Raw genomic sequence first — 14,350 nt, forward strand, 5'->3', positions numbered from 1 at the left:
GCATAACTCTCAGAATTGCTTAAATAACGTTGAACAGCTGATAATTTTTCGTCTGAAGTATACTTAGCCATTAAAAAACTGCACCTCCAACTGTTAGATGATGTCTAACAATTGGGGTGCAGTTCAATCCGCTGGGGGATAAAGCGGTTTTTTGTTTGGAAGAGCTCTAGACTCTTTCCATCAGCTGCTCACGGTTCGGACCGTTGGATACCCAACGAATAGGCGTCTGGATCAGCTTTTCCAGTAAAACAACATAGGCTTGCGCCTGCTCGGGTAAATCCTCAAAACGGCGAATATGGGAAATATCGCATTTCCAACCAGGGACCTTTTCGATTACCGGGCTAGCATACTGAAGCTGCTCGGACACCGGAAAGGTTATTGTTGTCTGTCCATGAAGCTCATAAGCTGTACAGATTGGAATCTCATCCAGATAACCGAGTACATCCAGGTTCGTTAAAGCCACCTCTGTGGCTCCCTGTACCTCACAGCCATATCGGGTTGCCACGGCATCGAACCAGCCTACCCGTCTTGGACGTCCGGTTCTGGCTCCATATTCTCCGGCATCCCCACCGCGTTTGCGCAGCTCTTCAGCAGCATCTCCCACTAGCTCCATCACAAAAGGCCCAGCCCCCACACAGCTTGAGTATGCCTTCACTACGGCAAGAACACGTTGGATCGAATGTGGAGGAAGCCCGGCTCCTACCGAGGCAAAGCCAGCCAGCGTAGAGGAAGAGGTCGTAAATGGATAGATGCCATGATCAGGATCACGCAGGGAACCGAGTTGACCTTCAACGAGGATGTGCTTACCTTCCGCCAGTGCCTGATTCAGCATTGTTGTTGTATCCGTAACAAAAGGCTTCAGCCATGCAGCCAGCTTCATTAATTCCGGCATCAGCTCGTCTACCTGAACAGGCGGTTGCCCGTATAGATGCTGCAGCAGTACATTTTTGGCAGCTAGCGAGGCCTCCAGTCGGGTCCGTAAATGCTCTGGATCATAGAGCTCGGATACCTGAATGCCCAGCTTCGCATATTTATCCGCATAAAACGGCGAAATTCCCATCTTGGTCGACCCAAAGCTGTTTGCACCGAGTCGGGCTTCTTCCAGCTCGTCGAAGAGGACATGGTAAGGCATCAGCACCTGAGCACGCTCCGATACGACAAGCTGGGGTGCCGGAATCCCGCGTGCCTGCAGATTGTTCCATTCCTTCATCAAATCAGATATGTTAAGTGCAACTCCGGGTCCGATTACATTGATCACATGAGGATCAAATACACCTGAGGGCAGCAAGTTGAGCACGAATTTGCCGTAGTCATTAATAATCGTATGGCCTGCATTGCTTCCTCCTTGATAACGTACAACATAATCCGATTGGGATGCCCATGCATCCGTCATTTTACCTTTGCCTTCATCTCCCCAGTTAGCTCCTACTACAGCCGTAACCGGCATATCCATCGCCTCTTTTCATCAGATTGCTTGCTCCTACAGGTTTCAGTATAATCTCTATTAGGACATAAGTTAAATTGATATTATTGATACAGGATATAAAGGAGATTGATATTGGTGTTGGATAATTTGGAATGGTATCGGGTATTCTACAAAATCGCTATAACTGGAAGCTTCTCCAAAGCAGCGGAAGAGCTTTATATTACCCAGCCGGCAGTAAGCTACGCCGTTAAGCAGCTGGAGAACAGACTGGGCAGCAAGCTGTTTTTTCGGACCTATAAAGGGGTGAAGCTGACGCACGAGGGAGAGGTGCTGTTTCGATATATCGAGAAAGCGTACCACTTCATTGAAGCAGGAGAAAAAGAAATCGCCTCCATACATGAGCTGCACAGCGGGGAAATTACTATTGGTGCAAGCGATACGCTGTGCAAGCATTTTTTGCTGCCACATGTGGAACGGTTTCACCATGATTATCCGTTCGTTAAGCTGCGAGTGACGAATCGGACGACACAGGAAACGATTGATTTGCTGAAGCAAGGGAGGGTTGACTTTGGTATTGTCAATTTGCCAATCGAGGATAAACAGCTGCAAGTACAGGAAGCGTTGGAATTGCAGGACACGTTCGTAGCAGGAAAGGATTATTTGGCGCTGGCGCAAGCTCCGATTACGATGGAACGGTTGATTACCTATCCACTGCTGCTATTAGAGAAGGGAAGCAGTATTCGCCGTTATGCTGACAGCTTTGCGGAAGCTAGAGGGGTGAAGCTTCAGCCGGAAATTGAGCTGGGCAGCATCGATCTGCTGGTTGATTTTGCACGGATTGGACTTGGTATTGCTTATGTGATCCGTAATTTCGTATCGCCTGAGCTTGCATCAGGCGTACTGGTTGAAATTAAGCTGAAGGAGCGGATCCCGCCACGGCAGGCTGGGATTGTTACGCTCAAGGGCGTTCCTGTATCTGCGGCGGCTAACCGGTTTATTAATATGCTGCTGCCTGAAAAGCACAGTATCAAGTAAAGCTTCTGGCATACCGAAATTTGTTTGGTACGCTTTTCCAACGCACGCAGCTCCAGAGCGTGCGTTCTTGTTGTTGTATCGTAGCTGTCGAACCCCACGTGGCGTAGTTCAGCGTACAGCCGCCTGTTCAATTCAATTAAATTAATCCCCTAAATGTTAAGTTAATGCTATAGCTAAAAATGCTGGACACAATAAAATAAAAGTTAGAAGTCCGGTGAAGAACGAGCGCAGTGGCCAAATGATCCTGGAGAAGCGTAAGCGTTCGCCTTTGAAATCGTGAATAAACCGCTTAATCTCATCCAATTTCACGATTTCAACAGCGATCGGAAGGATATTTGGCCGCGCAGCGAGACTTATTCACCGGACTTTTAGAGATGACATCATGAGGAAATGGGGGAAACTTACAGATATGAAATTAAGGATGAACACCTTCGGCAAAGTAATTGCTCTTGTTTTTTTTCTGCTCATTCCGATCATTTTATTATATGGGTACTCCTATCAGGTAAGCGTAAATGTGGTGAGAGAGACCGTGGAGGACACGAATCGCAACAGGCTGTCTTTTTTTATGAGTCAGATGGAAATGATGATTGATCAATTGACGAAGTTTCCGGTTACGGTTAGCCGGGACTACAATATCAAACAATATTTTAACAGTCGAAATTCGGATGAATCCCGTACGTTATTGCAAAAACAGCTTCAGATTGCAGATGCACTTAATATTCAAACGGCAACGAGTGGTTGGAATAATCAGCTCATTTTATACTTGCTGGATTCCAAAGAAATTTTGTCTCCCGATTATTCTGTGCGTTATGAGGAGAACTATCTGCTTAATCCGGGCTCGAGAAAATGGCTGCACCGCAGCTCCTTGGTATACGGAATGTATCAAAGCTATTTTGCCAAAGTGCATGCAACCGATCTGACCAACCTGCTTGTTGAGGTGCGATTCACGGATGACAATATCAAAAACATGCTGAGCACGCTGAAGCAAGGGGGCCAGAGAGAGCCTTTTTTATACCGGACAGGTATGGAGCCTATCGTTAACTACTCTGCTAACCGAATACTTATAAACCGGATTATTGAACAACTGGACCAGTCGCAGCTTGCCTATAACGGAAGTCTGAACATCTCGCTGGATAAGCAAAAGTATATCGTGAATTACATTCATTCCGAGAGTCTGGACTGGTATCTGATCGATATTGTGCCGCTGGAGAGCATTTTCTTCCCAATTACAACGAGCCGAAATTTATTCTATACCTCTGTGGGATTATTAATGGTGTTAAGTATTTTGGCGACGCTTTTGTTGTACCGCAATGTTCAAAAGCCGATTCAATTGCTGCTGCGAGGCGTGCAAAGAATTAAGCAGGGGCAGTACTCTTCGCGGCTAAGGAAGCAGCCTAACAATGAATTTGATTTTCTGTTCGTCAGCTTTAACGAAATGGCTGAGCAAATTCAAGAGCTGATCGAAAAGGTGTATAAGGAAACGTTACAGTCCCGGGAGGCCACCTTAAAACATTTGCAGTCACAAATCAACCCGCATTTCTTATATAATTGTTTGTTTTATATTAAAAGCATGGCCAAATTAGGCGATCAGGAGGCAGTGGTGGCGATGGCTTTAAATTTGGGCGAATATTACCGTTACACCACGCGGCTGGAGAAAACGATGACAACGGTGAGCGAAGAGCTGAAGCTGATTGAAAACTATTTGAAAATCCAGATGCTGCGCATTCAAAGGTTCCATTACGAAATAGAGATTCCTGAGGCGATGATGGGAATGGAAATACCAAGGCTCATTATTCAGCCGCTCGTTGAAAATGCGATTATTCATGGGATGGAAAATAGTCTGGAGTACGGTATGCTGCGAATTCACGGGGAGTCTAAGAACGGTGTCCATACGATTATTGTAGATGACACAGGCCCTGGCCTTGCCCCTGAAGGATTGAAGGAGCTGCAAAGGCGAATCACGATTCCGTTGAATGAAGAAATGGGCTGTGGGTTGTGGAACATTCATCAAAGATTGCTCCATATGTACGGTGGCACATCAGGCCTAACCTTTTCTCAGTCTCCGCTAACCGGCTTTCGCGTGGAGTTGAGATGGGAAGCTATGAAATCATCGACCGAAGGGGGAGCTTGAATTGTTTAAATTACTGATTGTAGATGATGAGGCCTTCGTCGTCGATAGTCTTGGCGATACATTGCCATGGGAGCAAATAGGCGTCACAGCGGTCTTTAAAGCTTATTCGGGCTTCGAGGCTCTTGATATATTGAAGACGAATTCGATCGATATTATGATCACGGATATTCGAATGCCCGGAATGAATGGACTGGAGCTTCTGGAGCAGGTGCGGCGCAGCTGGAAAAGAATCAAATGTATCCTGTTGTCTGGACATGCGGAATTTACGTATGCCCAGCAAGCGATCCAGCATAACACGTATGAATATTTGCTGAAGCCGATAAGTGATGAAGATGTTTTGGCCAAGGTGAAGGAAGCTGTAGATTTGCTGCAAAAGGAGCGAGAAGAGAATCAGTCCTATCTGCAAGTAGTAAGAGCCTTTGAGGAAAATCTTCCCAAGTTAAGAGGAGAATTGTTAAATGAAATGCTCCAAGGAAGGAAGTATGCCTCCCAGCGTTTGATGGAGAAGCTTGACTCTCTAAAAATGTCCATTAAGACGGATGAGCAGTTTGCTTTTATGCTCGTTCGACTGGAGGGTCCGATGCTCGATTTTGATTTCTATAGCTTATCCTTAATGGAATACGCCATTGTTAACATGGCCGAAGAAATATCCGGCGAATACTTTCAGCTGTGGTCAAGTAAAGACGTCCATGGATATATGGTATTTCTGGCTACAGTTTCCCCAGATAAGCAGGCTGAGCTTGCCGGAGCTCCGGATAAGGGGATGGCTATTCTTGAAGAACAGCTTGACCTTATGGGCTCCCAGCTGCAGCTGAATGTAAATCGTTATTTGAAAGGGACGGTTTCCGTTCTGCTTAACAAATGGGGGAGCTTCCCTGGCGATGTGCAGAAGCTGTACCAGGACAGCTTGCTTTCACTTCGCAGACGCATCGGAAATCAAAGTGAACTGCTAGTTTATGTTGCTGATGAAATCGAGCAGCTTGGCGTTCAATCCCTGCAAAAGCTGTACGAGCCGCCTCATATCATTCATTTGCTGGAATCCGGGAATTGGGAAGTGACTCACGAGAAGCTGACCAGTATTTTAAATGAGTTAAGTATGAAATGGGCCGATTCGCAGGAGCATCTGATTGAGGTGTTTTTTTCGGTCTATGCGTCCTTCAGCTCGTTTGCTCATAAGAATGGGCGTGAGCTAGCGGACATGATTGGTCCGGGCTTGTCCGAGGTCTCGGGCTTGCCTGCTTGCCGTTCGATAGCGACATTGGAGCAGTGGATCTTTAATTCGTTCCGGCAGCTGCAGCAAGGGATGGAGAATGAGACGAGAAATGATCGTGAAGGTGCAGTCCGCAAAATACAGCTGTTTGTCCAGAAGCATCTGGTTGAAGATGTTTCCCTGCAGGCGATTGCCGACCATATGTATATGCATCCTGTGCATGTGTCCAGAGTGTACAAGCTGGAGACGGGCGAGAATTTAAGCGATTATGTGCTGCGTTTGAAAATGGAGCTGGCGGCTTCTCTGCTTGCCAACGGTGCGCTGAAAAACTATGAAATCGGATTAAAGCTGGGTTATCAAAATCCGAATTACTTTATTAAAGTTTTCAAAAAATACTATTTTGTAACCCCCCAGGAATTTCGTTTGAGACTCGAAGAGGGGGATTAGAGTCTGCTAATTTAGTACTATCGATGTTAAATAGTTAGCATTTTAACGTTATCTTGGATGCAATACAATAAATACAGAAGCAAGGATGCTGTGAGCTGGGGATGTACAGTAAGTCTTGCTATCCAAGAAAACAAGCACAGATTTTACGACTATGGGAGGTCTATTCACATGAAACAATGGGTGTCCAAAACTGTGGCTGTCGCTTTAATCGCGTCTGTTGCCGCGGGCTGCAGTACAGAGAAGCCGACAGGTGAAGCTGCAAATAATACAAGCTCCAAGCCGTCGCAAACCTTAACCTTCTGGATGAAAAAGCAGCTGTTCGATGACCAGAACAAAATGATTCAGGAGCGGGCCAAGCAATTCGGTGTTGAAAATAATGTGAATGTCAACGTCGAAATCATTGCCTATGAAGATTTTTATCCTAAATGGTCGGCAGCTATCGAAACCTCAACCGTACCCGATGTATCGTTCTTCGGTTATCAGGAGGTTGGCCAGTTTTACGGTAAAAACGTTCTTGAGGATATAACGGATGTAGTCAAAAAAATAGAAGGCACCAATGGTGAAATTCAGGAGAGCCTGAAAAAAGCTATCAGCTTTCAAGGAAAGCAGTATGCCGTACCGTATTGGACCGAATCGCAAGTACTGTACTATCGTAAGGACCTGTTGAAAAAGGCAGGATTCGACGGACCTCCGAAAACATGGGATGAATTTAGAAAAATGGCTAAGGCGCTCACGGATCCAAGCAAAGGGATATATGGCGCAGGGATCGGTTATGGAAAAGGAAATTCGGATGCAGAGTTTTTGACGCGCGGGATCATTTGGTCTTACGGCGGCTCTGTCGATACGAAGGATGGCAAAACCGTGATCGTGAATTCACCGGAAACGGTTGAAGCGACCAAATACATCCGGGATATTTTCCTGACTGACAAGAGCACGCCGCCAAGCGCAATTGGCTGGGATGACAGCGGCAACAACAAAGCCTACTTGAGTGGACAGGCTGCGATGATTTTCAACACAGGAAGTGTGCTCAGCACGCTGAAAAAAGACAATCCGGAGATGTACGAAAACACCGGGATTGCTCCTTATCCTGCAGGACCTAAAGGGGTCTTTATTCCTGGAATCAGCAACAACCTCGGAATTTTTAAGGATTCCAAGAACAAGGATTTGGCCAAAAAGTTTGTAGAGTATATGCTGGCCAACGAATGGTACAAAACTTGGGTAGAAAAAGGAGCACCTTTATCCGGTCCGGTTTACACGAAGCTGATGAGTGAGCCTGTATGGCAGGATGAGAAAAATAAAGCTTTCGTTGAATCGGTCAAAGGCTTTAATTTCCTTGGATATCCAGGTGAATACAATCCGAAGGCGGGAGAAATCTTCAACCTGAGACTTGTTAACGATGCGTTCCAGCGTCTGCTACTGGAAGCAAGCTACACTCCTGAAACCGCGGTCAAGGATTTGCACACGAAGATTGAGGAAGTTTATAACAAAAAATAATTACCAAGCTTGGCAGCGGAGTGACGAAAAGCCGTCATTCCGCAGGTCCGGCGGGTTAGGCGGGATGAAGCATGAAAACAAACGAAGATAGCAAGCTTGCATACGTACTGTTGAGTCCTGTGCTCCTTTATTTGCTCGCCGTTATGGTGCTGCCGTTCGGCTGGGCTGTCTATTTAAGCTTTACCAATAAAGCGGTGGGTACTCCTGCCACCTTTATCGGTCTGAAAAACTATATCGATCTCATGAAAGATTCGTTGTTCTGGAAGGTAGCTTGGAACACAGTTCTGTTTACTATAGTGGCAGTAATTGGAAAAACCGTATTCGGTATGGTGATGGCCTTAGTTTTAAATGAAAAAATTGTATGCCGTAATCTCTTCAGGGTGCTGCTGTTTCTTCCCTGGACAATTCCAACCATCGTTTCCGTATTTACATGGCAGTGGATTTATTCAGATGTTGGAGGCGTGTTGAATTATATATTGACGAAAACCGGAATCCTCGACCATCAGGTAGGTTGGCTGGCAACTCCAAGCCTGGCAATGTTTTCGGTCATCCTGGTTAACGTGTGGAGAGGCATTCCGTTCATGGGCATAGCCATCCTTGCCGGTTTGCAGACGATATCCAAGGAGATGTACGAAGCGGCTATGCTGGACGGTGCGGGCGCAATTAAACGATTTGTATATATGACATTGCCTTCTGTTAAAGAAGTCACGATATTGGCGGCTGTGATGACAACGATATGGACGCTGAACGATTTTGAAATTATATGGCTGTTAACCCGTGGTGGACCATCCAACGGCACTCAAGTTTTATCCACACTTAGCTATACGACCGGATTTTTGAATTTGAGCCTTGGTAAAGCGATTGCTATTGCAATTATTACGATGCCGCCGTTAATCCTGCTGATTAACTACGTGACAAAGCGTTCGCTTTCATCAAATGAGTAGGTGATGCTGCTATGGAAAAAAATAATGTAAGTAAACAAATTTTAGTATACGTGACGTTGGCCATTTTATTAATCTTTGCCTTGTTTCCGCTTTACTGGATGTTGAACACCTCTTTTAAATCGCAAGGTGAGATTTATAATATGGTTCCATCATTTTGGCCCAAGCATTTCGAGTGGTCCGCTTATGTGAAGCTGATTACCGAGAAGCATTTTCTGGTCAACATTAAGAATAGCCTTGTAGTGTCTCTGATTGTTTCCTTAGTCTCTATTATGATTAGTGTGCTGGCTGCTTATGCAATATCCAAGCTTCGCTTCCCAGGTAGAAGCATCATTTCCAAAGGAATTTTGTACGCATATTTAATGCCGAGAGCTGTATTGTTCATTCCTTTGTATATGCTGGTGTCTGCCATCGGTCTAAACGATTCTATATTTGGCCTGATGGTCATATATCCAACCATTACGATTCCTTATGCAACATGGATGCTTATCTCTTATTTCAAGTCCATACCGGTGGAAATCGAAGAGGCGGCTATGATTGACGGCTGCACAAGGCTGCGTACGATGGTGAGTATTATATTTCCGTTATCGGCACCAGGTATTGCGGCCACCTTTATTTTTGCCTTCACGTTGTGCTGGAGCGAATATTTGTATGCGTTGGTGGTTGTGACCAAGGGTGCGGACAAAACGATTACGTTAGGCTTGGCCGATATGATTGTAGGTGACGTATTTGCTTGGGGTCCTCTCATGGGAGGTTCTATCATCGCTTCTATCCCTGTCATCATTATGTATTTGTTTACTTCAAAATATATGGTCAGCGGAATGACTGTCGGAGGAGTTAAATAATGACAAAAGTGAATAAAATTTTAGTAACGGCGACCAACTATTCCAAGCTGTGTGCAGAAGCGAAACAATTATTGGAGGATAACGGCTGTGAAATTATAGAGAATAGGCTCGGCCGCCCCTTCACGTTCGAGGAATTAAAGGATATCGTGCGTGATATCGATGGCGTTGTCGCTGGTGTCGATACATGGGATGAGGCTGTGTTCCAGCTCGCTCCCAAGCTGAGGGTTATCGCAAGGTTTGGCGTTGGCGTTGATAATATCGATCTGGAGAAGGCCAAGCAATACGGCATCAAGGTAACGAACGTACCAGGCGGAAATGCGAACGCGGTAGCGGAGCTAGCCATTGGACTTATCCTTGGCGCCGTGCGAAATATTCCGGCCTTGCAGCAGTCAGCAAGAAATGGAGTGTGGGACCGGTTTGTAGGAGCGGAGCTTAAAGGCAGAAAAATTGGTTTGCTTGGATTTGGAAATATTGCCCAGATGGTGGCCAAGAAGCTGCAAGGCTTTGAAGTCGAGCTGTCAGCTTACGATAAATATCCAAATGCCGACAAAGCCAGGGAGCTTAACGTTACATTGACTTCTTATGAGCAGATTTTGCGTGAATCCGATGTAGTAAGCATGCACTTGCCGAGTCTGCAGGAAACGCATCATTTCATGAACAATGAAACCTTCGGGATGATGAAGGATGGTTCTTACTTCGTTAATACCGCAAGAGGTGCTGTTGTTAGCGAGAAAGCACTTTATGAGGCATTGAAATCAGGAAAGCTTGCCGGAGCCGCCATTGATGTGTACGAGCAAGAACCGGTTTCAGCGGATAATCCATTATTTCAAATCAGCAACATCGTCACCACGCCTCATACGGCTGCTGAAACCTATGAAACGTACCATTTGGTTAGCTTGACGACGGCTCAAGCGATTCTCGATGTTTTCCATGACAAGCAGCCGGCCAATCTGCTCACGTAGTTTGCAGCAGTACACTTTATTACGAGATCGAGGCGGATGCAGATGTTGATGGACACAATTCTTCCCCGAATGATTCCGGTTGAACAGCATTTTGCGCGTAAAAGGGTTGGGCATATATCGAAAGCTATACAGCAGCAATTTGCATTAGAGGATGTTCATCGTAAAATTGGCAGCGGCATGAAGGTCGCAGTGGCAGTTGGCAGCCGGGGCATTGCTGATTTGCAGCAGGTTGTAGCTGCTGTTATCGCGATGATTAAGCATTATGGAGGGGAGCCGTTTATCGTTCCAGCTATGGGCAGTCACGGTGGTGCCTCTGCCGAAGGCCAGATCGAGATTCTGGCGGAATACGGAATTACGGAAGCTGAGGTTGGAGCGCCTGTTGTCAGCTCGATGGATACGGTTGAGGCAGGGATGACGAGCGGTGGTATCCCTTTGTACTTTGATCGGCATGCCTTTGAAGCGGATGCAGTTGTCATGGTGGGACGAATTAAAGCCCATACCGATTTTAAGGGCTCTGTGGAAAGCGGGCTGCTCAAAATGGCAGCAATCGGCTTAGGCAAGCATAAGGGAGCAGCAGCTCTGCACAGCCAGGGCTTCGACTCGTTTGCAGCGTTGATTCCGGAAGCGGGCGCTATTTTGTTGGCGAAGACACCCATCGTATTAGGGGTTGCCATCCTTGAGAATGCGTATGATGAAATAGCAGATATCCAAATCCTCACCTCCGAAGAAATAGCTGCCAAGGAGCCGGAGCTATTGGCTATAGCTAAAACCTATATGCCGCGAATTCATCTGGATCAGATAGATGTGCTGATCATCGATGAGATAGGCAAGAACATCAGCGGAGCAGGAATGGACCCCAACATTACGGGCCGGTTTGGCGGACCGATTCATCATCCTGTTGAAGCACCGACTATTCAAAAAGTGTTTGTCCGCGATTTAACCTATCAATCTCATGGCAACGCTACAGGAATTGGGTTAGCGGATATTACGACAAGACGGCTGGTGGATAAGATTGATTTTAACAAAACCTATACGAATTGTATCACTTCAACCGTTCTGACAGGTGCCAAAATACCGGTTACGATGCCTTCGGACCGTGATGCCTTGAATATTGCAATTCAAACGTGCAACAAGATTGTTTCGGGAAATGTTAAAATCGTTTGGATTAAAAATACATTATTTTTGCAGCATATCTACGTATCAGACGCATACGCTGAGGCTTTGAAAGGCTGTTCCACGATGTCCATTATGGGAGACGCTGTACCATTTGAATTTGATGAGTTGGGCAACTTGGCGGTACCGCCATTGTTTGTTGATCATTCTTGAACGACACAACACTAGCAATGATGAAGATCATCTGATCATTAAGGAGATAGGACAAATGAAACATTTATATGGTGTAACGACAGCTATGGTAACTCCGTTCGATGAGCAAGGCAATGTTCAGATCGATAAAGTGGAGGAGCTGACGGAATTTTTAATTTCCAAGGGCGTTCATTGCTTGTACCCGCTCGGTACAACAGGGGAGATGCTGAGACTTTCCGTAGAGGAACGGAAAAAAGTTGCACAGGCCGTTGTCAAAAAGGCAAATCAACGTGTTACCGTCTATATTCATGTCGGAGCGATGAACGAGGAAGAGACCATTGCTCTGGCTAAGCATGCTTATGAGATTGGCGCGGACGGGATCGGCGTCGTTACACCTGTGTTTTTTGGAGCCAACGATAAAGAGCTGGAAACGTATTTTGTGAACGTTGCTTCCAGCGTACCGGATCATTTTCCTGTATATTTGTACAGCATCCCGCAATGTGCGGCGAATGATATCAAACCGGAAGTGGCTCAGCGTGTGGCTGACCAATGTAAGAATGTGATAGGCATCAAATACAGCTATCCCGACTTTTTAAGAGTGAACGAATATCTTACCGTTAATCAAGGTGATTTCTCGGTAGTGCCGGGTGCTGACCGCTTGTTTTTGCCTGCATTGGCTATGGGCTGTGAGGGTGTTGTATCAGGTGTGTCCTGCGTATACCCTGAACCATTTGTAGCCGTCTACAACGCCTATAAAGCAAATGATTTGGATAAAGCAAGAAAGATGCAAAGGCTGGCTACCCAATTTTGTGAAGCATTGAAGAGTGGAAGCAATATGTCCTACTTTAAAGAAGCACTCAGGCTCAGAGGGGTTGATGCCGGATTGATGAAAGCACCCCAATTAAATATTACATCGGCTGAGATTGCTGAGATGGAAGCAGTTTTAAATAAACTTGAACAACAGGCAGCCGTGTTATTGGGATAATTGGGTGAAAAGCAGAGCAGAGCACCCCGAGAGGTGCTCCTTGTATGATGAGGTCAACCGGAAACTTCGGGTGGCCTTTTTGATGTACCGTGTTCTATAGTGCGCATCTTCTGGCATGTTGTTTGCAGATACGTCTTCAGCGTCTATGCACTTGCAGCCCAAGCTGCTCCATATCCTCGAAAAAGCGCGGATACGTCTTGGATACACAGCCGGGGTCCAGTAGACGGATACCGCCGATGCGAGAGCCGATCAGGGTAAGCGACATCGCCATACGATGATCATCATAGGTTGGCAGTACAGCAGGCTGCGGGGTGCCGGGATAGATTGTCATTCCGTCAGGGTGCTCAACGACCTGAATCCCGAGACGGCCAAGTGATTCGCACATGGCCTGTATGCGGTCGCATTCATGTGCTCGAATATGGCCGACCTCCGTAATCGTAATCGGCGCATCGGCAAAGACAGCCATGGCTGCCAAAGTCATCGTCTGATCCGACATTTCCTTCATACTGATCGTAAAGCCGCCCTTTAATTGCTGTGCTCCCCATAATTCAATACCGGCGGCACTCTTCTGAATGCGGCAGCCCATTTGTTCAAACACCTCCAGCATACCGAGATCCGGTTGGTTCGTTTGGTCTGGAAGATTGGTAATCCTCACATAACCACCGGTTAGTGCGGCGTAGGCCAGCGCGTAGCAGCTGGTTGATGCATCGGCTTCGAGTGTCAGCGTCTGGGCTGCGTACACCTGCGGCAAAATTTCGTATTCATTCAATCGTTCATGGTGCGTTACGGTAACACCAAATTGCTTCATCAGGCTTATCGTTAAGCTCACATAGGCGTGCTGGACGATGGTGTCTGTGATTCTGATTCGTGTTGCTTGCCTCGCATATGGACTAGCAAGCAGCAATCCGCTTATGAATTGACTGGAAACAGACCCGGATACATGTACATTGCCCCCACGAAGTCCATGTGCCTGAATTTCTATAGGCAGCTGCCCATTAATAGCCTTATATTCGATGCTTGCACCTAACTGCTGAAGGGCTTCAATCAATGGCCGAATCGGACGTTCGCTTAGACGTTGGCTGCCTTCAACCAACCAATTCCCCGCTGCACTTACCGCCAAAGCTCCTGGCAGGAAACGGGCTGCTGTGCCAGCCGCACCCAAATACAGCCTTCCGCTCTGATTTGGCCATTGGCCTCCAGTTCCTTCAATGGTTACCGTGCTTTCATCGACATCAAGCTTCACGCCCAGCCTTTGCAAAGCATCCAGACACCAGTAAGAATCATCACTGCGAAGAATATGTCCGATTGTGGATGTGCCTTCTGCCAATGCAGCTATAAGGAGCGCACGATTCGTGCAGCTTTTGCTGCCGGGAATGGCGATGGCGCCATCCGGTACATGAAGGGGAGGATAAATCTCGACTTCCTTCGTATCTGACAGAGCGGCCCAGGGGGAGCGGGCTTGAAGATCGGGGCTGAAACTGTGTTTAGAATCGTTCTTGCCATCATGTGGCGACTGGTTAGCAGACATCAGCTTGTCACTCCTTGTTTACGAATTTGGATGTTTTCTCT

General features: G+C 46.6%; 11 protein-coding genes. 9 read left to right on the forward strand and 2 right to left on the reverse strand.

Features of this window, described 5'->3' with window-relative positions:
- Window positions 1–166 precede the first annotated feature (166 nt).
- On the reverse strand, window positions 167–1,447 hold the full coding sequence (locus LRL21_RS34735; RefSeq protein ID WP_240420397.1) for an adenylosuccinate synthase: 1,281 nt from the start codon (window positions 1,445–1,447) through the stop codon (window positions 167–169).
- 114 nt (window positions 1,448–1,561) lie between these two features.
- Here LRL21_RS34735 and LRL21_RS34740 point away from each other — a divergent pair, with 114 nt between their 5' ends.
- The 9 genes from LRL21_RS34740 to LRL21_RS34780 all read left to right on the forward strand — a co-directional run bounded on the left by LRL21_RS34740 (window position 1,562) and on the right by LRL21_RS34780 (window position 12,781).
- On the forward strand, window positions 1,562–2,461 hold the full coding sequence (locus LRL21_RS34740) for a LysR family transcriptional regulator (protein ID WP_240420398.1): 900 nt from the start codon (window positions 1,562–1,564) through the stop codon (window positions 2,459–2,461).
- A 409-nt stretch (window positions 2,462–2,870) separates the two neighbouring features.
- On the forward strand, window positions 2,871–4,592 hold the full coding sequence (locus LRL21_RS34745; protein WP_240420399.1) for a sensor histidine kinase: 1,722 nt from the start codon (window positions 2,871–2,873) through the stop codon (window positions 4,590–4,592).
- A 1-nt stretch (window position 4,593) separates the two neighbouring features.
- Window positions 4,594–6,249, forward strand: coding sequence for a response regulator (locus tag LRL21_RS34750; protein WP_240420400.1), 1,656 nt, complete (start codon window positions 4,594–4,596; stop codon window positions 6,247–6,249).
- A gap of 168 nt (window positions 6,250–6,417) precedes the next feature.
- Window positions 6,418–7,743: an ABC transporter substrate-binding protein gene (locus LRL21_RS34755; RefSeq protein WP_240420401.1), complete on the forward strand. Its 1,326-nt coding sequence runs from the start codon at window positions 6,418–6,420 to the stop codon at window positions 7,741–7,743.
- A 71-nt stretch (window positions 7,744–7,814) separates the two neighbouring features.
- Window positions 7,815–8,687 (forward strand): carbohydrate ABC transporter permease, encoded by an 873-nt coding sequence (locus LRL21_RS34760; RefSeq protein ID WP_240420402.1) that lies wholly within the window; start codon window positions 7,815–7,817, stop codon window positions 8,685–8,687.
- Between the two features lie 11 nt (window positions 8,688–8,698).
- Window positions 8,699–9,529, forward strand: a complete 831-nt coding sequence (locus LRL21_RS34765) for a carbohydrate ABC transporter permease (RefSeq protein WP_240420403.1) — start codon at window positions 8,699–8,701, stop codon at window positions 9,527–9,529.
- Window positions 9,529–10,491, forward strand: a complete 963-nt coding sequence (locus tag LRL21_RS34770) for a phosphoglycerate dehydrogenase (protein WP_240420404.1) — start codon at window positions 9,529–9,531, stop codon at window positions 10,489–10,491. Before LRL21_RS34765 ends, LRL21_RS34770 begins: the two co-directional genes overlap by 1 nt.
- A 42-nt stretch (window positions 10,492–10,533) precedes the next feature.
- Window positions 10,534–11,817 (forward strand): nickel pincer cofactor-dependent isomerase, group 22, encoded by a 1,284-nt coding sequence (locus LRL21_RS34775; RefSeq protein WP_240420405.1) that lies wholly within the window; start codon window positions 10,534–10,536, stop codon window positions 11,815–11,817.
- Window positions 11,818–11,872: 55 nt separating this feature from the next.
- Window positions 11,873–12,781 carry a dihydrodipicolinate synthase family protein gene (locus LRL21_RS34780; protein ID WP_240420406.1) on the forward strand — a complete coding sequence of 303 codons (909 nt, stop codon included), beginning with the start codon at window positions 11,873–11,875 and terminating at the stop codon, window positions 12,779–12,781.
- Window positions 12,782–12,917: 136 nt separating this feature from the next.
- Here the strand turns inward: LRL21_RS34780 and aroA are convergent, their stop codons facing one another.
- Window positions 12,918–14,309: a 3-phosphoshikimate 1-carboxyvinyltransferase gene (gene aroA / locus LRL21_RS34785; RefSeq protein ID WP_240420407.1), complete on the reverse strand. Its 1,392-nt coding sequence runs from the start codon at window positions 14,307–14,309 to the stop codon at window positions 12,918–12,920.
- Window positions 14,310–14,350: the final 41 nt, after the last annotated feature.

The sequence above is a fragment of the Paenibacillus periandrae genome, assembly GCF_022458865.1.
Taxonomy (GTDB): Bacteria; Bacillota; Bacilli; order Paenibacillales; family NBRC-103111; genus Paenibacillus_S; species Paenibacillus_S periandrae.